Genomic DNA, 24,648 nt, shown 5'->3' on the forward strand with positions numbered 1-24,648 from the left:
AACCGTCCTCATGTTTTAGTAGATAACTACCGGTTCATATGTGCTGAGATTTTCGTAGACGATTTTCATATCGTCAGGTTGTGTGTTGACACAGCCGTGCGATCCATCGTTAAGATACGCATTGCTTGCCCAGTTTTTCCGCCATCCGGCATCGTGAAATCCTTGTCCATCATTCGTAAATGGAGCCCAATAACTAACATCTGCGGTATAGCTTGGTTTTCCACCGAGTTCTCTGCCCGTTAGTGTATAAGGTGTTCGTTTATAAAGGATATACCAAACTCCTGTTGACGTATCATTACCAGTACTGTGCTTGCCAGTCACGACATTTGTTGTGATGACCAATTTACCATCTTTGTAAATCCAAATTCGCTGTTCGGCAATGGATACTTCAGCATATGTGTCGCCAATTCCGTTGTTAGCGGTTGTATCGTAACCGAAGCCTTCACCCTTCCAGCCATGTCCAATAACATTGGATGCAGAAATGGAATTCTCTCCCTTTTCAAAAGCTGCTTGAATTTGAGCTGTTTCTTTGTCAACATCCAATGCCCATCCGTAGCCTTTTCCTTTTACAGATATGACCGAACCTGAGTGGGTCTTAAAGGAAAAGTCTTTATTTAATGTTGATTTTGTCTCATTTATTTCCGCCACTTTGTTTTTTATGTCATTCGGCTCAATTGTAACTTTCAAATCCTTAGTCACAGAGGCATTTTTAATTACTTCACTAGCTTTTAAAGAAAAGACCTGATCCTGAACCTTATACTCAACAGTCTGCCCAAGAAGTTCTTGCAGCTTTTTCTGTTCATTTTTTACAATTGCGCTATTTTCTTTGATTGGCTGTATGTATAAAGGATTAAGGTGAATGTCACTCTTATAATGCTCCTTGTCGTATTCCTTCATTATGCTTGAGACGTCATACTGTTCTCCATCTATGCTTTTGGTGATGACAATGCTGCCCTGCTCAAGCTTCGCCTCCGCATCTTGGGGTGCTTTTAAACTTTTATTTATTGATAGGAGCTTTTCTTCCACAAGCTTTTTCATTGTTTCGCTGCGGAATTTGTCTGCCTTTTCAGGTATTAGAGGATAATTTTTTGCCTTTGTCGATGGAAAAAAGGTCCACTGGCTTTTCAGCAATTTTTTAACCTCAGGTAAATCCTGATCAGCAAAACCCAACTTTGTATCCTTTTCATCTAAAATTTGCTGCTGGCCAACAAAGACCCTATTTTGTAATACAGTGGTTTGTAATTTTTCCAATGCCTGATCAGCCGTCATCCCACCGACATTTATGTCATTAATCGTAGTCTGCGAATTGAATCGGGTTGCCTGATAATAACTAATTCCTGCAATTAAGAGTACGATAATAGAGGTGCTGCTTACTGTAACAAGTTTCCAATTTCTGTGCCATTTGACTGATTTGCCTTGTCTGCTCTGAATTTCTCCAACCAAATTCAATTCTGTGTTATTCATAAATCTTCCCCCATAAATACCTAATAACCTTTGATCAAGTTCACCGACTATAATCCGTAACTCCTTTTAAGTCTACAACAATCTTCTTAATTTATCATTAATAATTTACTAGATTTTCATAGGATAAAATAAGTGCTAATTTAAACTCACTTAGGATAAACTGAATATAAATTAGAGCATGGAGACGGTTCTTTTGCTTCAGAAGGAAAAGAACCGTCCCCATGCTTCAAAGAAGGGATATAAGAAAATATGAGTAATTTAGGCTGGAATTTTGATAATAGTTATGCCCTGCTCCCGAAAGCTTTTTTTACTGATACGAATCCTGCTTCAGTTGCTTCGCTGAACTTGGTTATTCTTAATGGTCATTTGGCATCGGCTTTGGGGTTGAATCCAGAGGCTCTTCAGGGTGAAGAAGCTGTTGCTGTATTTGCCGGGAACAAAATACCAGAAGGGGCCGAGCCGCTTGCCCAAGCCTATGCCGGGCATCAATTTGGCTATTTTACAATGCTGGGGGACGGACGGGCAGTGCTATTGGGGGAGCAAATCACTCCGGAAGGAAAACGGTATGATATTCAACTGAAGGGCTCAGGACGTACACCGTTTTCCCGCGGAGGGGATGGTCGGGCAGCGCTTGGACCAATGCTTCGAGAATATATCATTAGTGAAGCTATGCATGCACTGGGTATTCCAACCACCCGCAGTCTGGCTGTGGTGACTACAGGGGAAGCAATCTATCGTGAAACAGAGCTTCCCGGTGCCATTTTGACACGCGTTGCTTCCAGTCATATTAGGGTTGGTACCTTTCAATATGCTGCCGGGAAAGGCAATGTGGATGATTTGCGGACTCTGGCTGATTATACGATAAAGCGCCATTATCCAGACGTAGAGCACGATGAGAACAAGTATCTTTCATTTCTCAAGGAAGTAATCAAGCGCCAGTCAGCGCTGATTGCCAAATGGCAGCTGGTCGGCTTTATTCACGGGGTTATGAATACGGACAATATGACTATAAGCGGAGAGACCATCGATTATGGTCCTTGTGCCTTTATGGATACCTACGATCCGGCAACAGTATTTAGTTCTATCGACAGGGAGGGCCGATATGCCTATGGCAATCAACCGTTTATTGGCGGGTGGAATCTAGCTAGATTTGCGGAAAGCTTATTGCCGCTGCTTCATGAAAACGAGGAGGAAGCAGTTAAATTGGCCCAAGCGACTATTTCAGAATATGACGGGTTATATCGCGAAAATTGGCTCGCGGGAATGAGGGGAAAGCTAGGTCTTATTAATGAAGAGGCCGAAGATGAATCGCTTGTTGAAGACCTCCTTAGCCTAATGCAACAACATCGTGCTGACTACACCAATACCTTCCGAGCTTTAACATTGGGTCAGTTGGAGGGAGCGGAGCTGTATAATGCACTGGAATTTTCCCAATGGCATAAGCGTTGGCAGACAAGACTCGGCAGGCAGCAAGAAGCAACAGCGGAATCCCAAAAGTTAATGCGGAATTCCAATCCCGCTGTCATACCGCGCAACCATCGAGTAGAGGAAGCACTTGATGCCGCAGTCAGTCAAGGCGATTTCAGCGTAATGATGAAGCTCCTAAATGCACTGTCGCACCCTTTTGCCTACGTACCAGAACAGGAAGAATACTGTACGATTCCTGCAGCTACTAACAGACCATATAGAACTTATTGCGGTACATGATTAGGAAAGGAAAACTTAGTTGGTTACCGTTTTATTCCTAAATTTGTCGTGAGACTCCTGAATCTTGTAGTGAAGAAGCAAAATTATGTCGTGAAGAAGCAAAATTATGTAGTGAGTTCCTTTTTTTATGTAATGAGCGCAGTGAAATTTGAATTGAAAAAGAAGCTCCAACCCCTGCTGGAGCTTCTTTTTATTTTATGAAAAAAATTTAATATACGCCTACCGCATCAAACGATTTATTAACTGCCGTAACCTCTGTAGAACTAGCCCCATAAAGGTCTGCAGCAGATTGTACCAGAGCAGCGCGTGCCTGACTGAAGGTAGAGGAGGCTGTTAAGTAGACAGTATTTGCACGATAATAAATTGCCCCCATTTTATCATTGCCGATTCCTTGAACGGTGACACCGTAATGAGTTCCGCCGGCAGCCAGCAGGTAGGCAGCTTTATTGATAATGCCGCTGTTTGTATGAACGCCGCCGTTGTCACTTGTTCCAGTATAACGTTTTAAATAATGATCCGGATCGCCGTATTTCGCCGGATCACTCATTGAACGAAGGGCATCATTTGCCTTTGCTGGAGTATAAACATCCTCGCCAATTTCATAATCGGGATTTTTCTCATTATAAAATTCAACAAGTGTACCAAAAATATCAGAAATGGCTTCATTTAATGCTCCAGACTCATTTTGGTAGATTAAATCCGAACTAGTGTCAGTGACGGCATGGGTAAGCTCATGAGCCACGACATCAATTCCACCCGATAGTGGGATAAAGGTAATTCCGTCGCCGTCCCCATACACCATCTGGGTTCCATTCCAGAAGGCGTTATTGTAGTTTCGTCCATAGTGGACAGATGACTTTAAAGCTCCGCCCTTATTATCATAGGAATTGCGGGCAAAGACATTTTTATAGTAATCAAAGGTTTTGCCTGCATAATAGTGGGCATCAACAGCAGGTCTCTCATACGAGCTATTTAAGAGGTTGTCAACACTTGTCCAAAGTGTCCCAGGTGTACGGGAACGGTTGGATGCATCGTATGTGATTACCCCGTTTCCTCTTGAACTATCCTGCAGATAATAAGTTGAACTGGATAGAAGCATGTTTAAGGCCTTCGTATCTCCTAAAACACCAACTCCACTGCCCGTTGTATTTGTACCTGTTACGCCGGGGCCAGTTTTTGCTTCATGAAGGTCATTGTATTTATTTAAAATTTCCCCAGTTGATGCATCAATAAAATAATTATAGTTTCCTGGGGTTGGTTCGAGAAAATTTAAGTTTACTAGATATGCATAGTTAGCATCATCACCTTTTGTGAAAACAACTAGATCGGCAGATGGCTTTTTCTCGTAATCAGGAGAATGCCCAAGATCTGCTTCTGCAATTTTTATTGCTTGAGTGGCATTGACCTTTTTCTCCTTTTTTAACCCCTTTTTCGTTTCCAAGTCTGGTGTGACTGTTCCGGAGAATACCTTCAAAGTTCCGTCCTCCGCGACAGACGCTGCCTGTGAAGATCCCCAAACTGGAACACCGTTGTACAATTGTTGGAGCCTTAGCGTCGATCCTCCAAGCTTGTCCTTATTGCTGGAGGTAACTTTGAACGATTCTAATGCAGATTTGGAACCCAGCTTAAATTTGTCTTTGTTAGCGTTTACATAATCAAGAACAATGCTTTCTCCATTTTTACTAGATGGGTTTGTAAGATTGCCTGAAATAAACTCCGGGGATCCAACTAGCTCATTGTATTTGTAGTTGGACAATACATTTTCAGGTGCGGCAAATGATGACGCTGGGGCAATGGCACTGGCAGCGAGCCCGATTGACAATCCGAAAGCTAAACCCTTTTTATTCACTAAAACCCCTCCTTGGAAAACCTATTAATTTTTAAAACTATTATATTACCTAGCAAGGTGTGAATTCATTTTACTACCAAAAATAGTTACAAGAAAGAAAAGGTTTTTGTTTTGATGTTGGGAAAAAAATCGGAAAAGTGCAGAATGTTTTTATAAAAGATAGTAGAAATTCCAAAAATACTGTTATATAATTCTTTATAAATATAAAAATTGTTATATAACAACGATTAACGGAAAGGGGACAAAAGGATGAACAAGGTAGATTCAATTGCACGGAGAATTCTTGGTTGGAAGTTAAATAGGTGGGATCGTTGGTACGATTATGAAAAGGGAATGTTTATTCATGACGCAGACTTTCAACCAGAGCACAACCTTGATCATGCGATGATCATTGTTGACAGATTAGAGAGTTTGGGTTTTACCTATACAAACAAAGGGCCATCAGAGGTTTGCTTCAATGATGTAACGGGAACCGGAGAAACCTTGGCCATGGCCATTACCAATGCAGCTTATTCCATCATCGAAAGAAGCACAGAAGCAGTCAGCAGCAGACTATGGTCGAAGCTTTGTTAAATTTGCACAAAAAAATGGACCGACTCGATGGTCGATCCATTTTCTAATTATTTCGCACCTGCAGGCTTTAAGTTTCTCCTTTCAAGCCAAGTCACACCAATATATAATACGGCCATTGTTATCCCAGTTCCAAAGGCAAACATGCCGCCATGAACAAGAACTGCACCAATCCACAAAATACTGACAATAAAGTGAGCCGAGCGAATCGGCTTTTTCTTCTTCCGGTCCAGTATATATCCATATATAGCTAAACAAAGCAGCAATAAAAATGCAGCGGCGCCAGTTAAATTATCAGTTTTGGTGAATTCTTTTATTAAATAGTATCCACCATGGATGGCAACAAGGGCCAAGGCGGCCCAGCCGGCATACGTATGAAGACCGTGAGCTTTTCGTGCACCGACTTTAACAATTGGAAACGGAGATTTTAATTTCTTACTCAAAAGAAACCATGAAAAACTCTGGCGCCCCGGCCAAAATCGCACCGTTCCCCATCAGCTTAAAAATTCCGCCTTCATCCTCGTGTTCTCCAGGCTTCCCTGGAAATTTATCCGGACCATTGTGGGGAGTTGTTATTTGATAATATAGAAATAATCCGATTAATATGAGGCAAATAATAACAGTAATAATAATAGGAATATAAACCTTTAAATTTTTTTTCATATGGCCCTCCTCTTAAAGTATTTCCCTATGCTATAGGACCAATCTTAAAATTTTCTAAAATCATCTTAATATTCAAAAAACAGGCGGGAAATCATATGTATTATCGACTTTAAGGCAGGAAAAGGTTTAAGATATAAAATAGAGTGAATTGAAATAAGAACGGGGTGTATGTTTTGAAAATTGCTTTTATAGCACATGACCAAAAGAAAAACGACATCGTGAATTTTGCGGTCGCATATGAGCCGATTTTTTGCAAGCACGAATTATATTCCACAGGTACGACAGGCAGCAGAATTATGGAAAAAACAGATTTAAAAATTACACGCTTTAAATCGGGACCGCTGGGTGGAGATCAGGAGATTGGTTCTTTAATTGCCAAAAACCAAATGGATATTGTGTTCTTCTTCCGGGATCCATTAACAGCACAGCCGCATGAGCCGGATATTTCAGCGCTTATCCGCCTTTGTGATGTGTATTCCATTCCGTTGGCCACCAATATGGGAACTGCGGAAATACTGATCCTTGGTTTGGAGCGCGGGGACTTGGAGTGGCGGAATCTTATCCATGAGCAGCAAGGTGAATAAAGTATTTAAACAAGGAAAGCATCATTCATAACCCAACGGTTATGTCTGATGCTTCTTGTTTTTAATCTATTCTTGATGAAAGCGATGATAAATGAATGGTGGTTACAAAAAATACTGTTTATGGCAGAATTACTAAGAAAAACAATATTGCAGCAAAATAATTTTATAAAAATCTTGACTAGTAGTAATATTAGATAGAGACCAACAAAGGAGTAATGTTAAATGGTAGAAAATATTTTAGCCACATATGCTTCGATGCTCGATTGGCATATGTGGGCAGAAGTATTAACTTCGCCAAAGGCATGGGGGCTGATTCTCTCATTGGCTGTACTAGAATGTATCTTATCGGCGGATAATGCGCTGGTATTGTCGGCGTTCGTAAAACCCTTACCAAAAAAGCAGCAAAAGAAGGCATTGGTATACGGTCTGTGGGGGGCGTATCTGTTCCGCTTTATTTTTATCGGTCTGGGAACTTTCTTAATCAAGCTTTGGTTTATTAAATTAATTGGTGCGTTGTATTTGCTATGGCTTGCAGTTAAGTTCTTTATTGACAGATTTAAGCGTAATGAGGATGGAGAAGAGGAAAAAGCACATGAGCCAAAAGGCTGGTTAATGAAAACATTCGGAGTCTTCTGGGCGACTGTTATCAGCGTTGAGCTCATGGATTTGGCCTTTTCAGTGGATAGTATCCTTACCGCGCTTGCGGTTTCCGATGAGGTCTGGGTCATTCTGCTAGGCGGAATGATTGGAATTCTTATGATGCGCGGTGTTGCGACATTCTTCATCAGCTTAATGAACCGGGTGCCGGAGCTCGAAACAACGGCATATGTGCTGATTACCTTTATTGCTGTAAAAATGGGATTGACACTTATCGATATTCATATTGCAAATGAAATCTTTATCGTTGTCCTTGTCTTGTCGTTCCTAGTCACCTTTATCATTCATGGGATTCGTACAAGAAGAGGAGAGAAAGTATCACATTAAAAGGATTGGACCCAGTCTTTTAGACTGGGTATTTTTTTGGACCACTTTAGTTATTTCAATTAATATTATTCAAATATAAGAACACTTGTCTATGCCAAACAGCCTCTCGCTCATATACTATAGAAATTCGAATTGTCTTTGACTTAATAAAGGGACGACCTTCAGTAACTGCAGCTGAATGAGTGAATATTCTATAGGAATCTCCAGTGTTTTGTTGTCAATGAAAGGAGGCGATGAAATGGCTGCTATACAAAAAAGTGTGGATTCATCAAGCTTAGCCGAAGTTGTAGACCGTATTCTGGATAAAGGTGTGGTTATTGACATTTGGGCCTGTGTTTCGTTAGTAGGAATTGAACTGCTTACAATTGAGGCTCGTATTGTTATTGCCAGTGTGAAAACATGGTTGAAATATGCTGATGCTGTTGGACTTCTAAAAAAAGAAAATGAAGATGATGGACTTCTCGAAATGGAAGAAGCAGTTTAAATAGTAAAAAGCTGAGCCGAGGCATTTTTTTAAAGCCTTGGCTTTTTTGCTAAAAGAAAGGAGAAAATGATGTTGAATAAGCGAAGGGAGATAGATGGAGCCGAGGGTTTTGTCAAAACAGCATTTTTCGACGAAATTATTTTAAGAAGCCTTCGTTATATGCAGGCCGGATATCCAGTCCATTTTGTCGGTCCATCCGGTGTAGGGAAGACAAGCTTGGCTTTATATATCGCAAAGCAATTTAACAGACCGGTAACTATTATCCGCGGGCACCATGAAATGTCAAACAAAGATTTGTTGGGCCATCATTATGGTGTCGTTAAACGAGAGGTAGTAGATAATTATATTCGGTCAGTCTATAAAACGGAGAAAGAAATTAAACCGATTTGGGTTCAGGGGCAGCTGATTGATGCAGTGAAAAACGGCCATATCGTAATTTACGATGAGTTCTCACGTTCTCGCCCAGAAACGAATAATATATTTTTAGCCCTATTAGAGGAGAAAATCCTCCCAGTTTACGGGAAGGAAAAGGAAACGTTTGTAAAATGCCATCCTAACTTTTCCATCATTTTTACAAGTAATCCAGATGAATATGCAGGGACCTTTCATACCCAAGATGCGCTTTTAGATAGGCTAATAACGATTAACCTTGATTATTGTGACAAAGAAACAGAGGCAGAAATAATCAGAAAGAAAACTGAAATTAGCGAAGCTGAAGCAAAAGAGGTGGTAAGACTTGTTTCCAATCTAAGATCCTGCGGTAATCGATTTTGCCCGAGCCTGCGGGCTTCACTTATGATTGCCACGATTGCAAAGGAGGCAAAAATACCGGTTAGCCCTGGGAATAAAGATTATCAGGCACTTTGCCGTGATGTATTAACAAGACCGGTGAATCAAAATTTTCCTGATTTGAAGCATACAGAAATTAAGGAGCTAATATTACGGGAAATGTTGAGAGGGGAAGAGGGGTAATGGACCAGCAAAGCGGAGTGTATGTCTTCTGTGCCATTCGTGAAACAAACTCAAAAACATTTGGCAAAGTAACGATTAACGGAGAGGAAAGCGAGATTTTTACAATCCATTACAAGAATACCGCGATGGTTGCTGCCAAGGCAAATGGAGAAGTATTACCGGACCGTCATCATTTATTTGTCCATCAACAAACCATTACAGAGGTAATGAAACAATATTGTGTCATTCCGATGAGCTTTGGAAATGTGTTTCATTCTGATAAAGATGTATTGCTTATAATGGAGCGTTTACATGATCATTTTGAAAACTTGTTTGCAGAATTAGAAAACAAGATGGAAGTTGGTCTAAAGGTTATGGTCAGGCGGGAATGGGTAGAACAAGAAATAGCAAGGGACCCAATTTTAAATGAATGGAAATCTGGGAAAAAGGATCTCACAGCCGCCGGTTCTTTTTACGAGCAAATCCAATTGGGGGAACTAGCCCAAAACTTTGTATTAGGTCTTGAAGCACAAGCAGGTATGGAAATCTATGAACCATTATTGGAATTAGCAGAAGCAGGCAAGCAGAATAATACCATTCCCGGGAAAATTTTATTGAATGCCGCTTTTTTAGTAGACCGGGAACAAGAGGAAGCCTTTGACCAAAAGGTAAACGAATTATATGAATCTTGGAAGGATAAGGCGGAATTTAAATATTCAGGTCCATGGCCGGCGTATAACTTTGTCAATATTAGATTGAGGATTGAAGAAAACCATGATTCATAAATTATTTACACTGCCCATTCGATCGTTACTAAAACTAGGCGAAAAAATTCAGGAAGAAGCTGAGCAGGAGCTTTACAATATTCCGTATATTCAACAGCAGTTAATGGAATTGCACCTGGCGTACGAAATGGGGGAACTAGACGAAGAAACCTACTTAGTGCAGGAACAAGAACTGCTTAACCGCTATAAAACAGCAAAAGAAAAAGAAAAGAATGAGTAAAGGGTTTTAAAGGAGGAGGTATTATGACTCATACAGAGGTTAACAAAGAATTCATTTATGTGTACGGAGTCTGCTTAGCAGAGGAACTGCAGAAATCAGAGGTTCCAGACGTTTTAGGAATTGATAACAGCCCCATTAATATAAAAACTTTTCAAGATATAGCAGCTCTCGTTACCCCAGTAAGTGCCACTAACTATTCCCAACAACACATTGATCTTCAACTAAAAGATGCTAAATGGCTGCAGGAAAAAGCGTTTCATCATCATGAAATCATTGCAGACTTTCAGCGAAATTTTACGATTCTTCCGATGTCTTTTTGTACAATTTTTCAAAACGATGGTAATTTGGAAAGCCTGCTGACCGGCCAATATGATTTACTCCTAGAAAAACTTACTTATCTTAAGGGGAAACAAGAATGGAATTTGAAACTGTTTTGTGATAAGGAATTGGCTTTATCGTATGTATTAAAGAATAATTCAGCTATCACGGAGATGAGGCGGAAATTAGCCTTAATGCCTAAGGGAAAGCAATTCTTGATGAGAAAAAAGCTTGATCAATTAGTCGCTGAAGAATACGAAAGAGAGCAAGCCAAATGGCGTCAGGAGATTTTACTCCAGCTGGAATCCGTCATTGATGATTCAAATCTCCGCCAAAATTGGGGAAAAGAAGTAACGGAAAGAAAAGATGAAATGGTCGGAAATTATGATTTTCTTATTCTCGAAGGAAAAGTGGAACAATTTTTAAATAAAATGGCTGAAATAGAAAAAAGCTATGAAGTATTTGGATGTACATTTCAGGTAACAGGACCATGGCCGCCATACCACTTCGCTAAGTTTGTAATGGAGAAGGTGTAATGGAACGGTATCATCCCTTAGAAAATAAAGAAGTGACGCTTTTGGATTTATTAGATGGAATCATTGATACAGGTGTGGTCGTACGGGGAGAAATCCTGATCTCTATTGCTGATATTGACTTAATCATTGTCGACCTAAAGCTGCTTATATCATCTTTTGAAAGTGCGTTTGGTTCCTATGAACGTTTGAATAGCAGGGAGGGAAAAGAAAATGGAACGCTTGCCGCTAGACTCCAATAGTGTGGAGCAAGGGTTAGCTAAATTAGTCCTGACGATTATCGAATTGCTTCGCCAGCTGATGGAACGTCAGGCTATGCGGAGAGTGGAAAGTGATTCGCTTACGGATGAACAGTTGGAGGAATTAGGGCTGACACTGATGAGATTGGAAGAAAAAATGGAAGAGTTAAAGATTGTCTTTGGATTAGAAAAAGAAGAACTAAATATAGAACTTGGCCCGCTGGGAAGATTATTGTAAGACTAACGACAGGAGAGATATTATGCCCATTCAGCATGCACCTCAATCTTCAAATTTGCTTGAGGTTTTGGAAAAAATCCTGGATAAAGGGGTCGTCATTGCGGGTGATATTAAAATATCCCTGGCGGATGTCGATTTATTAACAATCAAAATCAGGCTGTTGGTGGCCTCAGTTGATAAGGCAAGAGAAATAGGCATGGACTGGTGGGTAAATGACCCGTATTATTCTTCCAAGGCCAGATTGACAGGGGAAGAGCACGCCCGTCTACTGGAAAGAGTCGATCGTTTGGAGCAACTGGTGGCAGAAAAATCATTTCCTGCTCCGGAAAAAGAAATTCAATTAGTGGAGCCCACTGAGGGAAGGGCTGAACAATTAATATTAGACGATGAGTTACCACAGCAGTTGGGGACTGCCGATAATCTTCCATCATCAAAAGAATAAGAGGTTGAGATATGGGGGAAAGCCAGGAAAAGGCACCCCTTTATCTTTTAGATGGATTGCAAGCAGGAAACGTGCATTCCTGTGAACCTATTCTGTTACACCTATCAATGGCTTCAGGCTAAAATAGTCCAGCGCATGATTAACATCATGGACATCATAAATTTTTTTCTCTAGACAAAATTGAATGACTAAATCAAAGGTATCACTCTCAGATAAAGAGTAACCGGCCGAACTTAAGAGTCTGTCGGTTTCTTTTTTGGTTAGTTCAAGGGCAATTGCTAGGGCTATCACTGTATTTTTTCTTGGACGGTATTCTGGATTAGAACGGATTTTTGAAAAGTGTCTGCGGTCTAGTCCTGCTCTTTTATATATTTCTGAATCTGCAGCACCTTTTTTATCTATCAATTTAAATAGAGTTTGTTTAAAGGTCGGCTGGCGTTTGTTTTTGATAAAGTCCTCTAACTCGATACTATGTATTTCATTAGGCTCCATCATAGAGTATGTAACGGTGTTCAAGCTACTCTCAACATATTCCTGCAATTCTATTAAAAGTTGATGATTTAGCATGTTTCTCTCTCCCTTGAAATGTCGCTTATCAGGCGACCAATTTTCAAATAAAAATCTCTATTATTATTTTATAAACTATAGTGAAAGGATGATAGAGATGAACACGAATTTGACTGAAGTTATTTTCCTGCTTGACCGAAGCGGGTCGATGGCTGGGCTCGAAGTCGATACAATTGGCGGGTTTAATAGATTTATTAAAAAGCAGATAAAGCTGGAAGGGGAAACTCTTGTCACTGCTGTTTTGTTTGATGACCAATATGAAATATTGTGGAATGGAATTGAGGCAAAGAAGGCTAAACTCACGGATCAAGATTATTATGTAAGAGGTATGACTGCATTGTTGGATGCAGTGGGGAAATCAATCCTTGATGTAGGGTATCGTTTATCCAAAACGGATATAGAAAAGCGGCCTGGCAAGGTGATATTTGTTATCACCACTGATGGATTAGAAAATGCAAGCTCAGAATTTACCTATGAAAAAGTGAGAGAATTAATCAAGCATCAACAGGAGAAATATAATTGGGAATTTATCTTTTTGGGTGCAAACATCGATGCTAAGGAGCAAGCGGATAATTTAGGAATAAACGTTGAAAATGCATTTAACTTCGAAGCCTCGGAAAAAGGTGTGGAGGTTATGTATAATATGGTTTGTGAGCAAGTAGCGGAGAGAAGGCAGCGTACAGAGAAACTTTAAAGCAGTATGGCATTTGGTGTAAAATATATAGTATCTACTTAGCTCAGTCTATATGACTGAGTTTTTGTTATCTATGAGGTGAGTTATGCAAAAGGTAATTGTAATCGGAGCAGGTATATTGGGGGCATCTGCTGCTTATCACCTTGCCAAATGGGGAGCCAAAGTTATCATTGTAGACCGGCAAGACCCAGGTCAAGCCACTGACGCAGCAGCAGGGATCGTTTGCCCATGGTTGTCCCAACGGCGTAATAAAGCTTGGTATCAGTTGGTTAAAGGAGGGGCCCGGTATTACCCAGAATTAATCGCACAGCTTGAAGGGGAAGGGGAAATAGAAACGGGCTACAAACGAGTTGGAGCATTAAGTATTCATGGTGATGCTGAAAAGTTGGAACAAATGGCAGAACGGGCGCGAACCCGCCGAGAGGATGCTCCCGAAATCGGTGAAATTACGATTTTGTCTCCAGCAGAGACAAATCGACTTTTTCCGCCGTTGTCGGAAGAATTTGGCGCGGTATATGTTAGTGGCGGGGCACGTGTAAATGGCCGGGCTTTACGTAATGCACTTATAAACGCTGCAGTAAAGCATGGAGCCCAAGTTGTTAAAGGAGATGCCTCATTAATTAGTAACGATAATAAAGTCATAGGGGTTAAAGTATCTGATCAATCTTTTTTTGCTGATCGAGTCATTGTCACAGCAGGGGCATGGGCAAAAAAACTTTTGGGACCACTGGGCGTTGAATTTTTGGTAAGGCCGCAAAAGGCGCAAATCATCCATTTACATATTGCAGACATGAGTACAAATTCGTGGCCAGTTATCATGCCGCCATCTGATCAATATATACTATCATTTGCAGGTGGTCGTGTTGTAATTGGAGCAACACACGAAAATGATGCAGGATTTGATAATAGTGTAACGGCGGGTGGAGTCCAAGAAATCTTAAATAAAGCTTTAGCAATTGCTCCAGGCCTAGCGAGTGGAAAGATTTTGGAAACAAGGGTAGGTTTTAGGCCATTTACTCCAGGTTTTCTTCCTGTAATAGGGGGGCTGCTTGATTTTGAAGGGATTTTAGTGGCAAATGGTTTAGGTTCATCTGGATTAACAAGCGGACCGTACTTGGGGGCAGAACTTGCTAAACTAGCACTCGGAAAACAAATGGAAATTGATATTCATAACTATAGTGTTGCTGGTGCTTTAACCTAATGTTATATACAAAGAGCTTTTCATTCGAAGAGCTTTTTTCTTTTAAAAAAAATTTTAAAAACAATAATAAAGTTGATATAGCAATATTGAAAACGCTGTCTATTAAATTACATTATAATTTAGACGATTGACAAAATAAGAATAGATTTGTAGTATCTTAATATAACTTAATTATTTGTTAATTTAATTTTCTTATCCAGAGAGACCGAGGGACATGGCCCGATGACGTCCGGCAACCCCCGAAAAGGGAAGGTGCCAATTCCTGCAGAATGATTTCATTCTGAAAGATAAGCCGCCGAAATGTCTATTTCGAGCTCCTTTCAGATGAAAGGGGCTTTTTATGTAGGCCTAAAGTCTAGTTTAGATATCGGAAAAATGAGGTAATCAAAAATGATTGAGATAAAAAACCTTACCAAAGTTTACAAATCGAAAAAAGGTGAAGTCAAAGGTGTGGATAATGTATCTCTCACCATTAGAGAAGGTGAAATCTTCGGAATCGTCGGCTATTCCGGTGCTGGAAAAAGCTCCTTACTCAGATGTATCAATCTTTTGGAGCGCCCCACATCGGGAAGCATAAAGGTCGATGGCAATGACCTCACCTCCCTTAAAGGAGAGCAATTACGTTCATCCCGTTTAAAAATCGGCATGATATTTCAGCACTTTTATTTAATAAGCCAAAAAACTGTGTATGAAAACATTGCTTTTTCCTTAAAGGCAGCTAACATGCCGAAGGATCAAATTAGAGGCAGGGTCGAAGAGCTACTCGAAATGGTAGGCCTTTCTGATAAACGTAATGTCTACCCATCCCAGCTAAGCGGCGGCCAAAAACAGCGTGTCGGCATTGCGCGGGCACTTGCCAATAATCCTAAAGTGCTCCTATGTGATGAAGCCACATCAGCACTTGATCCAACAACAACCAAGTCAATATTAAATCTTTTGAAAAAAATAAATAAAGAACTCAACATCACTATCGTGTTAATTACCCACGAAATGGATGTTGTTAAGGAAATCTGCAGCCGTATGGCAATTATGCAGGATGGAAAAGTGGTTGAGGAGGGTTCGGTATACGATATTTTTGCCCATCCCCAAGCAGCACTGACAAAAGAGTTTATCGAAAGTGTTGTATCCCTTGAGATTCCAGAAGTGATTCTAAATAATTGCCAGGGGCCAATTGTTAAAGTGACCTTCAAAGGTAAAGTTGCTGGAGAGGGAGTCATTTCTGATACTCTTCAACAATTTAATGTAAAAGGAAACTTCCTGCATGGCTCCATAGAATATATTCAGGAATCGCCGCTTGGTATTTTCATCATGGAGCTAAAAGGGCAAAAGGAAGAAATCGAAAAAGCCCTGAAGTATATCGAAGGCCGGGCCGCACAAGTGGAGGTGCTACACAATGGGCTTTGATTTTGCACATTTGATGGAGCTGATTCCGGATATCAATAAAGCGTTTATTCAAACCATCTATATGATTGCGATATCGTTAGTGGTTTCAACAGTAATCGGTTTGCCGGTTGGGATTTTGCTTTACATAACCGACAAAGGTTTATTTATGGAAAATCGAGCCGTCCAGAATATTTTAGGTTTTATTGTCAATATGGTTCGCTCGATTCCATTTATCATTTTATTAGTAGCATTGCTTCCGCTGACTAATTTGCTAGTTGGCAGTACCATAGGACCTACCGCTGCTAGTGTTTCACTGTCGGTTGCCGCGATTCCATTTTTCGCAAGAATCGTGGAGACTGCCTTAAGAGAAATAGATAAAGGTGTCATCGAAGCGGCAATTGCAGCCGGTGCAACACCGTGGATGATAATAAAGGATGTTCTTTTACTTGAAGCCAGATCCGGTATCATCTCAGGTGTCACGTTAACACTCATTAGTTTAGTTGGTTTCTCGGCCATGGCCGGCACAGTCGGCGGCGGCGGTATTGGAGACTTGGCAATTCGCTTCGGTTATTACAGGTACGACAATACCATCATGATTTCAACAGTTTTAATCTTAATTATTTTAGTTCAGGTCATTCAGCTTCTTGGCGATTACATCGCCAAAGTTGTAGATAAAAGAAGATAAAAAAGGGGAGAAACTTATTATGAAAAAATGGTTGACAAGCATTATATTACTTTGCGTAGTATTCGCGTTGGCAGCTTGCGGAAACTCCGAAGACAAAACAGCAAGCGGCAAGGAAAAAGCAGCAGAATCAAAAGATATTAAAATTGGCGCCACTGCCGGTCCATACAGTGACATGGTAAACAAAGCAATCAAACCAGGTTTAGAGAAAAAAGGCTACAAAGTTGAGATTGTAGAATTTAGCGACTATATCCAGCCAAACAAAGCGTTAAACAATGGTGATATCGATGCAAACCTATTCCAGCACACGATTTACCTTCAAAACTTTGCAAAAGAAAACAATATGGATTTAACAGCACTTATTTCTGTACCAACAGCACCAATGGGGATTTACTCTAATAAATTTAAATCTATTGAAGATGTAAAAGACGGCGCTACTGTAACTCTTCCAAACGATCCAACTAACGCTGCACGTGCGTTAAATACACTTAGTGATGCAGGACTAATCACAATTAAAAAGGATGCTGACCCACTAAAAGTATCTGAAAAAGACATCGCTGAAAACAAGAAAAACCTAAAGTTCCAAGCAATCGAGGCAGGCCAGCTTCCACGTTCAGTTGAAAGTGCAGATTTAGCTGCAGTACCAGGAAACTTTGCTCTTGCAGCAAAAATGAATCTGCTTGATGCCTTAACACTTGAAAACATGGCAGACAATTACCGCAATATTGTGGCAGTTAAAACAAGCAACAAAGATTCACAGTTATCAAAAGATCTGAAAGCTGTTGTCGAATCTGCAGACTTTGAAAAAGTGATTGACGAACAGTTTAAAGGCTTTGGAAAGCCAGAGTGGATGAAAAAATAATCTTTTAATTGAAAAAGGGTATGGAGTGGATCCATATCCTTTTTTCATTGGATACGCCAATAAAGATTGGAGAATCCTAAAGAAAAAGGAGGATTTCAAATGAGTTTTTTCAAAGGAAATGAAGAAAAGGAAAATCTCGAGGCGATTCTAGAAAATTCTATAGAAATAGAAGAAGATTTGATGCGTACATATTTAATTACCGCCGAACGGGTTCATGACAATGACGAACTAAAGGAACGCCTTGAAAACTTTGCGGAAGGAAATGCGAAAAGGACGAAACAGCTAATTGATGAGTTAAATGAAACCAAAGAGAAGTAAGATTAATAAATTTATTAAATGATTGAGGCCTATAATAACAGGTCTTTACAATAAAAAGCAGTGCGGTCTTCAGTTGTGAAATGCACTGCTTTTTATTGTTGTTTTGTTAATTCTCAAAAGAACAGCAAATATATGATGAGGCAAAACCTTTTAAAGCAGTTCTACCTGCTATTCTTATTATAACCATTTCTTGACCGGTACTGTTGCGGAGCCCGTGAAGGATATCTTAATGGAAAACTGAACATATGGACTAAGGCTGTAAATGGAATGGCAGCAAATAAGATAAATGCCACAATGATATGAATTTTAAAGAGCAAAGGCACCCCAAGCATTAGATCCGATCTTGGGTGGAATGTGAACAAACTTCTGAACCAAGGGCCAATTGATAAACGGTATTCATATGCCCCTACGGTTGTATTATAGACGATCGTCATATATGCCCCAAGCCCTGCCACCAATATAAGCCATAGGATAGTGAAATAACTTGTCGAAGTAGTATGGGCACGAACCCTTGGTGAATTGAACTTTCGAATTAGCATGAGAACTAGTCCAATTACCACCATGAGACCCGCAACACCACCTCCTGCTATGGCAAAGAAATGATAGATATGGTCTGTGACTCCGAGTGCATTGTATACACTTAGTGGAATTAATACGCCCATTACGTGTCCAACAAAAGCAAAGATAATCCCATAGTGAAATAGGACAGATGCAATTCCCAATCCTTTTTTTTCAAAAATTTCTGTTGAAGGCGCAGTCCAACTTTTGCCACGGAAAACAAAGCGATAAAATGTTGCAATAATTAGGATTGTTCCGCAAATATAAGGAAAAATTGTCCACCAAAATACAACTTCCATCATAGCCCCTCCTTTTTAGCGATACATCAGTGGATATGGCAGCTCATCCAGGTCAGCATCTTCCCGAAGTCTTTCTAAAGCAGAGATTTCTTCTGCATCCGGAGTTTCAAAAACATACATCATCCCTAATTCAAGTACTTTCTTGTAAGGATTGTCCTCAGGAAGATTTGTTAAGATCCGGTCGACGGCGTAAGCAACTCTTTTTAAAAGTTTGTTGATTTTTTCCTCTTCGGGTACAATCACCAAAAGTTCTAACAACATCGGGATATAATCTGCCATATCATGTCCGATGTATTCAAGTCCGGCTTCAGATATGAGTTTTTGTAATTGGATAAGAGCAAAACCGCGTTTCCTGCTGTCTCCTAGTTCATGTGCAGTTAAATATAGATTGGTACTTTCCTTATAATCAAAAGTCTCTACATATAATTGTTCCAATTGCACCGATGACATTTGATAGAAGGGATCAATTCTATTCAATACTTCTTTTTGAATATCCTCTGATTTGATAGACTCGCAAATAAAGCTTATGATTGTTTCTTGATCTTCAAAAAAGAGAGTATCCGGATAATCCAAGAGGCGCGATAAAAGCATTAAAATCGCTTTTTGTTCATTCATTATGCGTTTTCACTTCTTTCGAATGGATAAGTCATCATACCTTCAGGAGGAGCTAAATCTTCAATGCTGCAAGCTCCCTGTTTGTAATGCAGGTCATCATTCATTTCACGACGGCCAGTCGGAATGACAAATCGTTCATTGTATTTAGCAACTGCAAGTAATCGAGCCATCTCTTCTAATTCTTCATTATGGGTACCTGCTTCATCCATTAATTTAGTCAATTTTTGTTCGTCCACTCCGCCAACGGTTTTCGACCTCATATAAACCCTCATCGCTGCCATTTTTAATAAGACTTTACGAATAACAGAAGTATCATCAGCAGTTAAAATTGAAGCCAAATACTCCATTGGAATTCTCATTTGATCTACTGCTGGAATATAGCCTTCCGCACTTAAATCCTGTTCGTTAGTAATGTGATTCATAATTGGGCTAAGTGGCGGTACATACCATACCATTGGCAATGTCCGGTATTCTGGGTGAAGCGGAAGGGCGATTTTCCATTTTATTGCCATCTTGTAGATTGGAGAATCTTGTGCACTTATAATCCAACTATGATTGATTCCTTGTTTTTCTGCTTCCTCGATGACTTCAGGGTCAAATGGGTCCAAAAATACAGAGAGCTGGGATTCATATAAATCTTTAGGATCTTTAACGGAAGCCGCCTCTTTCACCCGATCTGCATCATATAAGACCACACCAATATATCGAATTCGACCTACACAAGTCTCGGAACAAATGGTTGGTAAACCGGCTTCAGTTCTTGGATAACAGAAATTACATTTTTCCGCTTTGTGCGTGTTCCAGTTATAGTACACCTTATGATACGGACATCCATTCATACAAAAGCGCCATCCCCGGCAAGCATCCTGGTCTACTAATACAATGCCATCTTCTTCCCTTTTATATAAAGCACCAGATGGACAAGAGGCAACACAGGAAGGATTTAAGCAATGCTCGCAAATTCTTGGCAGGTACATCATAAAAGTCTTTTCATATTCCGTTTTGATGTGTTCCTGAAGTTTTCGTACATTCGGGTCATTTGGAACAGTTTCGCTCCCTCCCGCCAAATCATCATCCCAGTTTGGACCCCAAACTGGTTTATCGATATAGTTACCTGTAATCATGGAACGAGGACGGGCTACAGGTATACTTTCTCCTTTATCCCGTTTGTGAAGATGCTGAAAGTCATATGTCCATGGCTCATAGAAATCATTTAAATCTGCCATATTGGGATTGTAAAAAATATTCGCCAATTTTGTAAGAGGCCCGCCGGCTCTTAAATGCAATTTACCGTTTCGCAAAACCCAACCGCCTTTATAGCGGTTGGTATTTTCCCATTCCTTTGGATATCCTACCCCAGGTCTTGTTTCAACGTTATTGAACCATACATAATCCATTCCAGGACGGTTGGTCCATACATTTTTACAGGTAACAGAACAAGTGTGGCAACCAATACACTTATCAAGGTGCATGACCATCGCAACTTGTGCCTTAATCCTCAAGCCAATCGACCTCCTTCAACGGTCTAATAATCGCCATTGTGTCCCTTTGACTACCAGTCGGTCCATAATAATTAAATCCGTAACTCAATTGAGAATAACCACCAATCATATGCGTGGCTTTTGGATAAATTCGGGTCACACTGTTATGGGTTCCGCCACGTACTTTGTTAATGTTATTCCCTGGAACCCCCATATGCCGGTCCTGGGCGTGGTACATATAAACCGCACCTCTTGGCATACGGTACGTTAATACAGCTCTAGCAACAACAGCACCATTGCGGTTATAAACTTCGATCCAATCGTTGTCTTTAATGCCAATAGAGGCTGCATCTTCTTCATTCATCCAAACGACTTGCCAGCCACGGAACAATTGAGCCATGTTATTGGTATCGGTAAACATGGTATGAATGCCCCATTTTTGATGGGGCGTCATGTAACGCAATGAAATGGATTTTCCTTGATTTTCGACTTCTTTTTCTCCTTTCACAAAAGCCCCTCTTGTAATTGGAGGTATGTATAAAGGAAGCCCTTCGCCAAAATCAAGAATCACTTCATGGTCAAGATAAAAGCTCTGTCTTCCAGTAAGTGTATGCCACGGTATATTAAATTCTTTGTTAATCGTAAACGGAGAGTACCGTCGATTGTCCTTTTCGAGCCCGCTCCATACTGGTGAAGAAAGGGTTGGTCTTGGTTGAATGGTTAAGGCGTCTAACGTATAATCTTCTTCCGCACGTTCCTCGGCTATATGAGTCAGTTTTTTACCTGTCTTTTCCTCCACAGATTTCCAGCCTTCAACCGCTCGTTTGCCATTTGTAGCACCGGACATTAACAAAATGGCATTAATGGCTTTTTTGTCGGAATAAAGGTCGGGATAACCTTTTCCAATGCCTATATGTTTGGATGGTCCTAAGCGGTCAAGCAAATCCTTGTAAACTTTATCTCCAGGAATTTTAACCCCTTTTGTTCCGTATCCATTTTTTATATTTGGTCCAACGGTAATCCACATATCGTATACATTTGGATAATCTCGTTTGACAAAATTAAAGTTTGGTAAGGTTTTGCCTGGTTTGGCTTCCACTTCACCTTTCCGCCAGTCTTTGACTTTTCCGAAAGGCTGAGCAATCTCATTGATGGTATCATGTGCTAGCGGCGACAAAACAAGGTCCTCTTGAGCAGGCAGATGTTTTTTTGCAAGTTCAGAAAAACGTTTGGCAATTTCCCTAAATGCATCCCAATCGCTTCTTGTCTCCCAAGGAGGAGAAATGGCTGCATTAAACGGATGGACAAATGGATGCATATCCGTGGTGCTGATATCGTATTTTTCATACCACGTAGCAGCTGGAAAAATAATATCGGAGAAAAGCCCTGAACTAGTCATTCGAAAATCCATGCTGACGAAAAGGTCAGTTTTCCCCTCTGGCGGCTTTTCAGACAAGTTCACATCCTCGGGTTGCCATGAGTTTTCATAATCACCTAATACAGAATCCTGTCCGCCAATTAAATGCTTCACGAAATATTCATGTCCTTTTCCGCTATCTCCTAATAAATTTGAACGCCAGTTGAAAAAGACTCGCGGAAAATTACGTGGATCGTTTGGATTTTCAATGGAAAAGTCCAGCTTTCCATCCACCAGCTGCTTTGTGATATCTTCGATAACCGCTTGATCATTCTTGTTTCTTGAGCGTGCCTCTCTTACCACATCTAAGGAATTTTGTGAGAGTTGAGGAAAGCTTGGCAGCCATCCTAACCTTGCTGAAAGGGCATTAAAATCAGCTGGATGCATGCTGGAATATTTACTTCCCCACTCTGATTCTTCTTCTTTTTTTTCATATTCATAACGGAATTGCTCTGTTGCAAAATAAAAGAAGGAAGTACCGTTCATAAACCTTGGAGCCTTCACCCAGTCATTAGCAAATGCAATTTGGGAGAATCCTTCAAGCGGACGTACTTTCTCTTGTCCGACATAATGCGCCCAACCCCCGCCATTTACACCTTGTGAGCCGGTTAAAAGAATGAGATTTAAAATACAGCGATAAATTTGGTCACTATGGTACCAGTGGTTTGTTCCGCCACCCATTGCAATCATTGATTTACCTTTTGTCAATGCTGCATTTTCCGCAAATTCTCTTGCTACTTGAATGACATGAGCTTTGTTAACACCTGTGATACTTTCTTGCCAAGCAGGAGTATAGGGATTTTTATCGTCGTTATAGTCCTTTGGATAGTCACCCTTTAGACCTCTGTTAATTCCGGTATGCGCCAGCATTAAATCATAGATCGTAGTAATGAGTAGTTCATTTCCGGATTTATCTTTTATTTTTTTTACTGGAACTTCACGCTTAATCAAACCGCCATCTTTTTGGCCAAAGTAAGGGAATTCGACCATGGCAGTATCATCTGAATCATCCAAGAAGCTCATTTTGGGATTAATATTATATAAATCTAAGTTCCACTGATTTCCATTATCCCAGCGAAAACCTTGGCTGCCGTTAGGAATGGCGAAGTTATCAGTTGTTTCATCCCAAACCACCGTTTTCCATTCACCTAATTCTTCTTGGTCAGAAAGATCTGATGCACGTACGAAACGATCAGAACGGTAATGATCATCTTTCTTTATTAATGTGATTAAAAATGGCAAATCCGTATATTGTTTTGCATACTCCATAAAATAGGGTGTTTCTTTGTCGACATAGAATTCCTTTAAAATCACATGTGTCATTGCCATTGCGAGGGCTCCATCCGTCCCGGCTTTGGCAGGCAGCCACATGTCTGCAAATTTTTCGTACTCTGCGTAATCTGGACTGACTCCTACTACTTTTGTCCCGTTGTATCTTGATTCCACCATGAAGTGGGCATCTGGCGTTCTCGTTTGTGGAATATTGGTTCCCCAAATAATAAAATATTTAGTGTTATACCAATCTGCACTTTCCGGAACATCAGTCTGATCACCCCAAACTTGTGGTGAAGCCGGAGGAAGGTCTGCATACCAATCATAGAAACTTAATATTGTTCCCCCGATTAAGGATAAAAATCTTGTCCCGCCACAATAGCTGACCATTGACATTGCGGGAATAGGGCTAAATCCGACGATACGATCTGGTCCATATTTTTTTATTGTATATATAGTGGCGGCAGCAATCATGTCACAAAGGTCTTTCCAATTCCCCCGAACAAAACCGCCTTTTCCTCTTGCTTTAACATAACGTTCACGCTTTTTAGGCTCAGTAACGATATTTTCCCATGCCTGAACTGGGTTATCGGCTTTTTCTAATTCCTCTTTCCATAATGAATAGAGTTCTCCACGAACATATGGATATTTCACACGGGTTGGACTGTATGTATACCATGAAAAGCTGGCGCCACGAGGGCACCCTCTGGGTTCATATTCCGGAAAGTCATCTCCAGTAGAAGGATAATCTGTCTGCTGTGTTTCCCAAGTGATAATCCCATCTTTTACGTGGATTTTCCAACTGCAAGAACCCGTACAGTTTACTCCATGAGTTGATCGTACAACTTTATCATGCCCCCACCGATTACGGTAAGCTGACTCCCAATCCCGTGGACGTGGGCTTTCTTCTGTCCAGCCATCATTAATTCGGTCTCCACTGACGAGATGTTTAAGAGAATGGAATAAATTATTCTTATGCTCCTCCATCGCACATTTCTCCTTCCTTTATTAAATCTCTTAGCGGGTTAAAGTTATCTCCCAATAATCGATAGGAATCTTTACCGACATTAAAATCTTCTACAAAAACATCCCAATTTGCCGAATTAGCCGCAGATAAGATGAGACGCTGCAATGTATTCATATCATTAATCTCAAAAATTTTTTGAATCATTTCCCCCGATAAAGTGCCAAATCTCATCTGTAACACAGCAATCAAATCCTCTCGGTCATCAACCAAAAGTGCATCTTCTTGAAATGAAAACATAACG

27 protein-coding genes, 1 pseudogene and 1 riboswitch are annotated in these 24,648 nt (G+C 40.4%); of the genes and pseudogenes, 18 read left to right on the forward strand and 10 right to left on the reverse strand.

Translation table 11 applies throughout. From position 1 onward, the window contains the following. Positions 1-15 precede the first annotated feature (15 nt). Positions 16-1,464: a L,D-transpeptidase family protein gene (locus ACZ5AE_RS05985; protein WP_464570399.1), complete on the reverse strand. Its 1,449-nt coding sequence runs from the start codon at positions 1,462-1,464 to the stop codon at positions 16-18. Between the two features lie 249 nt (positions 1,465-1,713). On the opposite strand from ACZ5AE_RS05985, the gene ACZ5AE_RS05990 reads away from it, so the two are divergent. Next, positions 1,714-3,171, forward strand: coding sequence for a protein adenylyltransferase SelO (locus ACZ5AE_RS05990; protein WP_464570401.1), 1,458 nt, complete (start codon positions 1,714-1,716; stop codon positions 3,169-3,171). Between the two features lie 208 nt (positions 3,172-3,379). Here ACZ5AE_RS05990 and ACZ5AE_RS05995 read toward each other — a convergent pair whose 3' ends face one another. After that, positions 3,380-5,020 (reverse strand): M4 family metallopeptidase, encoded by a 1,641-nt coding sequence (locus tag ACZ5AE_RS05995; RefSeq protein WP_464570403.1) that lies wholly within the window; start codon positions 5,018-5,020, stop codon positions 3,380-3,382. A gap of 249 nt (positions 5,021-5,269) precedes the next feature. Here ACZ5AE_RS05995 and ACZ5AE_RS06000 point away from each other — a divergent pair, with 249 nt between their 5' ends. Next, positions 5,270-5,593, forward strand: coding sequence for a BC1872 family protein (locus tag ACZ5AE_RS06000; protein ID WP_464570405.1), 324 nt, complete (start codon positions 5,270-5,272; stop codon positions 5,591-5,593). Positions 5,594-5,640: 47 nt separating this feature from the next. Here the strand turns inward: ACZ5AE_RS06000 and ACZ5AE_RS06005 are convergent, their stop codons facing one another. After that, positions 5,641-6,033 carry a hypothetical protein gene (locus tag ACZ5AE_RS06005; protein ID WP_464570407.1) on the reverse strand — a complete coding sequence of 131 codons (393 nt, stop codon included), beginning with the start codon at positions 6,031-6,033 and terminating at the stop codon, positions 5,641-5,643. After that, complete coding sequence (locus tag ACZ5AE_RS06010; RefSeq protein ID WP_464570409.1) at positions 6,026-6,253, reverse strand: hypothetical protein; 228 nt, start codon at positions 6,251-6,253, stop codon at positions 6,026-6,028. The genes ACZ5AE_RS06005 and ACZ5AE_RS06010 overlap by 8 nt, the downstream gene beginning before the upstream one ends. Positions 6,254-6,426: 173 nt before the next feature. Here ACZ5AE_RS06010 and mgsA point away from each other — a divergent pair, with 173 nt between their 5' ends. The 10 genes and pseudogenes from mgsA to ACZ5AE_RS06060 form a co-directional block, all read left to right on the forward strand. After that, positions 6,427-6,837 carry a methylglyoxal synthase gene (mgsA, locus tag ACZ5AE_RS06015; RefSeq protein WP_464570411.1) on the forward strand — a complete coding sequence of 137 codons (411 nt, stop codon included), beginning with the start codon at positions 6,427-6,429 and terminating at the stop codon, positions 6,835-6,837. Between the two features lie 222 nt (positions 6,838-7,059). After that, entirely contained in the window at positions 7,060-7,821 is a 762-nt protein-coding gene (locus ACZ5AE_RS06020; protein WP_464570413.1) for a TerC family protein, read from the forward strand. Positions 7,822-8,059: 238 nt separating this feature from the next. Further along, positions 8,060-8,305, forward strand: coding sequence for a gas vesicle structural protein GvpA (gene gvpA / locus ACZ5AE_RS06025; protein WP_464570415.1), 246 nt, complete (start codon positions 8,060-8,062; stop codon positions 8,303-8,305). A gap of 66 nt (positions 8,306-8,371) precedes the next feature. After that, the gene (gene gvpN / locus ACZ5AE_RS06030; RefSeq protein WP_464570417.1) at positions 8,372-9,277 is read left to right on the forward strand and encodes a gas vesicle protein GvpN; all 906 of its coding nucleotides are present in this window, start codon (positions 8,372-8,374) and stop codon (positions 9,275-9,277) included. Continuing rightward, positions 9,277-10,041: a GvpL/GvpF family gas vesicle protein gene (locus ACZ5AE_RS06035; RefSeq protein WP_464570419.1), complete on the forward strand. Its 765-nt coding sequence runs from the start codon at positions 9,277-9,279 to the stop codon at positions 10,039-10,041. Before gvpN ends, ACZ5AE_RS06035 begins: the two co-directional genes overlap by 1 nt. After that, a complete protein-coding gene (locus ACZ5AE_RS06040) occupies positions 10,031-10,261 on the forward strand; it encodes a gas vesicle protein GvpG (protein ID WP_464570421.1) in 231 nt (76 codons plus the stop codon). The genes ACZ5AE_RS06035 and ACZ5AE_RS06040 overlap by 11 nt, the downstream gene beginning before the upstream one ends. A gap of 23 nt (positions 10,262-10,284) precedes the next feature. Further along, entirely contained in the window at positions 10,285-11,115 is an 831-nt protein-coding gene (locus ACZ5AE_RS06045) for a GvpL/GvpF family gas vesicle protein (RefSeq protein ID WP_464570423.1), read from the forward strand. Continuing rightward, positions 11,115-11,354: a gas vesicle protein gene (locus ACZ5AE_RS06050; RefSeq protein ID WP_464570425.1), complete on the forward strand. Its 240-nt coding sequence runs from the start codon at positions 11,115-11,117 to the stop codon at positions 11,352-11,354. The genes ACZ5AE_RS06045 and ACZ5AE_RS06050 overlap by 1 nt, the downstream gene beginning before the upstream one ends. Next, complete coding sequence (locus ACZ5AE_RS06055) at positions 11,326-11,589, forward strand: gas vesicle protein K (RefSeq protein ID WP_464570427.1); 264 nt, start codon at positions 11,326-11,328, stop codon at positions 11,587-11,589. Before ACZ5AE_RS06050 ends, ACZ5AE_RS06055 begins: the two co-directional genes overlap by 29 nt. 22 nt (positions 11,590-11,611) lie before the next feature. Beyond that, positions 11,612-11,902: pseudogene (locus tag ACZ5AE_RS06060) on the forward strand (gas vesicle protein); the annotation flags it as partial. A 216-nt stretch (positions 11,903-12,118) separates the two neighbouring features. On the opposite strand, the gene ACZ5AE_RS06065 reads toward ACZ5AE_RS06060, so the two are convergent. Beyond that, positions 12,119-12,598: a hypothetical protein gene (locus ACZ5AE_RS06065; RefSeq protein WP_464570429.1), complete on the reverse strand. Its 480-nt coding sequence runs from the start codon at positions 12,596-12,598 to the stop codon at positions 12,119-12,121. Between the two features lie 97 nt (positions 12,599-12,695). On the opposite strand from ACZ5AE_RS06065, the gene ACZ5AE_RS06070 reads away from it, so the two are divergent. The 6 genes from ACZ5AE_RS06070 to ACZ5AE_RS06095 all read left to right on the forward strand — a co-directional run bounded on the left by ACZ5AE_RS06070 (position 12,696) and on the right by ACZ5AE_RS06095 (position 17,738). Then, positions 12,696-13,292 (forward strand): vWA domain-containing protein, encoded by a 597-nt coding sequence (locus ACZ5AE_RS06070; protein ID WP_464570431.1) that lies wholly within the window; start codon positions 12,696-12,698, stop codon positions 13,290-13,292. An 85-nt stretch (positions 13,293-13,377) separates the two neighbouring features. After that, on the forward strand, positions 13,378-14,493 hold the full coding sequence (locus tag ACZ5AE_RS06075; RefSeq protein WP_464570433.1) for an NAD(P)/FAD-dependent oxidoreductase: 1,116 nt from the start codon (positions 13,378-13,380) through the stop codon (positions 14,491-14,493). Positions 14,494-14,682: 189 nt separating this feature from the next. Further along, a riboswitch (SAM riboswitch) is annotated at positions 14,683-14,787 on the forward strand. Positions 14,788-14,883: 96 nt separating this feature from the next. Then, positions 14,884-15,897 carry a methionine ABC transporter ATP-binding protein gene (locus tag ACZ5AE_RS06080; RefSeq protein ID WP_464570435.1) on the forward strand — a complete coding sequence of 338 codons (1,014 nt, stop codon included), beginning with the start codon at positions 14,884-14,886 and terminating at the stop codon, positions 15,895-15,897. After that, positions 15,887-16,561 (forward strand): methionine ABC transporter permease, encoded by a 675-nt coding sequence (locus ACZ5AE_RS06085; protein ID WP_464570437.1) that lies wholly within the window; start codon positions 15,887-15,889, stop codon positions 16,559-16,561. The genes ACZ5AE_RS06080 and ACZ5AE_RS06085 overlap by 11 nt, the downstream gene beginning before the upstream one ends. Positions 16,562-16,580: 19 nt before the next feature. Next, positions 16,581-17,420 (forward strand): MetQ/NlpA family ABC transporter substrate-binding protein, encoded by an 840-nt coding sequence (locus ACZ5AE_RS06090; protein WP_464570439.1) that lies wholly within the window; start codon positions 16,581-16,583, stop codon positions 17,418-17,420. A gap of 99 nt (positions 17,421-17,519) precedes the next feature. Continuing rightward, positions 17,520-17,738, forward strand: a complete 219-nt coding sequence (locus ACZ5AE_RS06095; protein ID WP_464570441.1) for a hypothetical protein — start codon at positions 17,520-17,522, stop codon at positions 17,736-17,738. Positions 17,739-17,899: 161 nt separating this feature from the next. On the opposite strand, the gene narI is transcribed toward ACZ5AE_RS06095, so the two are convergent. From narI to ACZ5AE_RS06120, 5 genes are read right to left on the reverse strand one after another with little or no spacing between them, the layout of a single operon-like run. Next, a complete protein-coding gene (narI, locus tag ACZ5AE_RS06100) occupies positions 17,900-18,595 on the reverse strand; it encodes a respiratory nitrate reductase subunit gamma (RefSeq protein ID WP_464573559.1) in 696 nt (231 codons plus the stop codon). Between the two features lie 15 nt (positions 18,596-18,610). Continuing rightward, positions 18,611-19,210 (reverse strand): nitrate reductase molybdenum cofactor assembly chaperone, encoded by a 600-nt coding sequence (narJ, locus tag ACZ5AE_RS06105; protein ID WP_464570443.1) that lies wholly within the window; start codon positions 19,208-19,210, stop codon positions 18,611-18,613. Next, positions 19,210-20,712: a nitrate reductase subunit beta gene (gene narH / locus ACZ5AE_RS06110; RefSeq protein ID WP_464570445.1), complete on the reverse strand. Its 1,503-nt coding sequence runs from the start codon at positions 20,710-20,712 to the stop codon at positions 19,210-19,212. The genes narJ and narH overlap by 1 nt, the downstream gene beginning before the upstream one ends. Further along, on the reverse strand, positions 20,702-24,367 hold the full coding sequence (locus ACZ5AE_RS06115; RefSeq protein ID WP_464570447.1) for a nitrate reductase subunit alpha: 3,666 nt from the start codon (positions 24,365-24,367) through the stop codon (positions 20,702-20,704). Before ACZ5AE_RS06115 ends, narH begins: the two co-directional genes overlap by 11 nt. Then, positions 24,354-24,644 carry a hypothetical protein gene (locus ACZ5AE_RS06120; protein WP_464570449.1) on the reverse strand — a complete coding sequence of 97 codons (291 nt, stop codon included), beginning with the start codon at positions 24,642-24,644 and terminating at the stop codon, positions 24,354-24,356. The genes ACZ5AE_RS06115 and ACZ5AE_RS06120 overlap by 14 nt, the downstream gene beginning before the upstream one ends. Between the last annotated feature and the right edge of the window lie 4 nt (positions 24,645-24,648).

The organism is Neobacillus sp. S1227 (assembly GCF_055385255.1).

What these genes read in the sequence shown, in the direction of transcription:
- ACZ5AE_RS05985 (WP_464570399.1), bottom strand. Translation starts at nt 1,464, where the DNA reads ATGAATAACACAGAATTGAATTTGGTTGGAGAAATTCAGAGCAGACAA.
- ACZ5AE_RS05990 (WP_464570401.1), top strand. Translation starts at nt 1,714, where the DNA reads ATGAGTAATTTAGGCTGGAATTTTGATAATAGTTATGCCCTGCTCCCG.
- ACZ5AE_RS06000 (WP_464570405.1), top strand. Translation starts at nt 5,270, where the DNA reads ATGAACAAGGTAGATTCAATTGCACGGAGAATTCTTGGTTGGAAGTTA.
- ACZ5AE_RS06010 (WP_464570409.1), bottom strand. Translation starts at nt 6,253, where the DNA reads ATGAAAAAAAATTTAAAGGTTTATATTCCTATTATTATTACTGTTATT.
- ACZ5AE_RS06020 (WP_464570413.1), top strand. Translation starts at nt 7,060, where the DNA reads ATGGTAGAAAATATTTTAGCCACATATGCTTCGATGCTCGATTGGCAT.
- gvpA (WP_464570415.1), top strand. Translation starts at nt 8,060, where the DNA reads ATGGCTGCTATACAAAAAAGTGTGGATTCATCAAGCTTAGCCGAAGTT.
- gvpN (WP_464570417.1), top strand. Translation starts at nt 8,372, where the DNA reads ATGATGTTGAATAAGCGAAGGGAGATAGATGGAGCCGAGGGTTTTGTC.
- ACZ5AE_RS06035 (WP_464570419.1), top strand. Translation starts at nt 9,277, where the DNA reads ATGGACCAGCAAAGCGGAGTGTATGTCTTCTGTGCCATTCGTGAAACA.
- ACZ5AE_RS06040 (WP_464570421.1), top strand. Translation starts at nt 10,031, where the DNA reads ATGATTCATAAATTATTTACACTGCCCATTCGATCGTTACTAAAACTA.
- ACZ5AE_RS06045 (WP_464570423.1), top strand. Translation starts at nt 10,285, where the DNA reads ATGACTCATACAGAGGTTAACAAAGAATTCATTTATGTGTACGGAGTC.
- ACZ5AE_RS06050 (WP_464570425.1), top strand. Translation starts at nt 11,115, where the DNA reads ATGGAACGGTATCATCCCTTAGAAAATAAAGAAGTGACGCTTTTGGAT.
- ACZ5AE_RS06055 (WP_464570427.1), top strand. Translation starts at nt 11,326, where the DNA reads ATGGAACGCTTGCCGCTAGACTCCAATAGTGTGGAGCAAGGGTTAGCT.
- ACZ5AE_RS06065 (WP_464570429.1), bottom strand. Translation starts at nt 12,598, where the DNA reads ATGCTAAATCATCAACTTTTAATAGAATTGCAGGAATATGTTGAGAGT.
- ACZ5AE_RS06070 (WP_464570431.1), top strand. Translation starts at nt 12,696, where the DNA reads ATGAACACGAATTTGACTGAAGTTATTTTCCTGCTTGACCGAAGCGGG.
- ACZ5AE_RS06075 (WP_464570433.1), top strand. Translation starts at nt 13,378, where the DNA reads ATGCAAAAGGTAATTGTAATCGGAGCAGGTATATTGGGGGCATCTGCT.
- ACZ5AE_RS06080 (WP_464570435.1), top strand. Translation starts at nt 14,884, where the DNA reads ATGATTGAGATAAAAAACCTTACCAAAGTTTACAAATCGAAAAAAGGT.
- ACZ5AE_RS06085 (WP_464570437.1), top strand. Translation starts at nt 15,887, where the DNA reads ATGGGCTTTGATTTTGCACATTTGATGGAGCTGATTCCGGATATCAAT.
- ACZ5AE_RS06090 (WP_464570439.1), top strand. Translation starts at nt 16,581, where the DNA reads ATGAAAAAATGGTTGACAAGCATTATATTACTTTGCGTAGTATTCGCG.
- ACZ5AE_RS06095 (WP_464570441.1), top strand. Translation starts at nt 17,520, where the DNA reads ATGAGTTTTTTCAAAGGAAATGAAGAAAAGGAAAATCTCGAGGCGATT.
- narI (WP_464573559.1), bottom strand. Translation starts at nt 18,595, where the DNA reads ATGGAAGTTGTATTTTGGTGGACAATTTTTCCTTATATTTGCGGAACA.
- narJ (WP_464570443.1), bottom strand. Translation starts at nt 19,210, where the DNA reads ATGAATGAACAAAAAGCGATTTTAATGCTTTTATCGCGCCTCTTGGAT.
- ACZ5AE_RS06115 (WP_464570447.1), bottom strand. Translation starts at nt 24,367, where the DNA reads ATGGAGGAGCATAAGAATAATTTATTCCATTCTCTTAAACATCTCGTC.
- ACZ5AE_RS06120 (WP_464570449.1), bottom strand. Translation starts at nt 24,644, where the DNA reads ATGTTTTCATTTCAAGAAGATGCACTTTTGGTTGATGACCGAGAGGAT.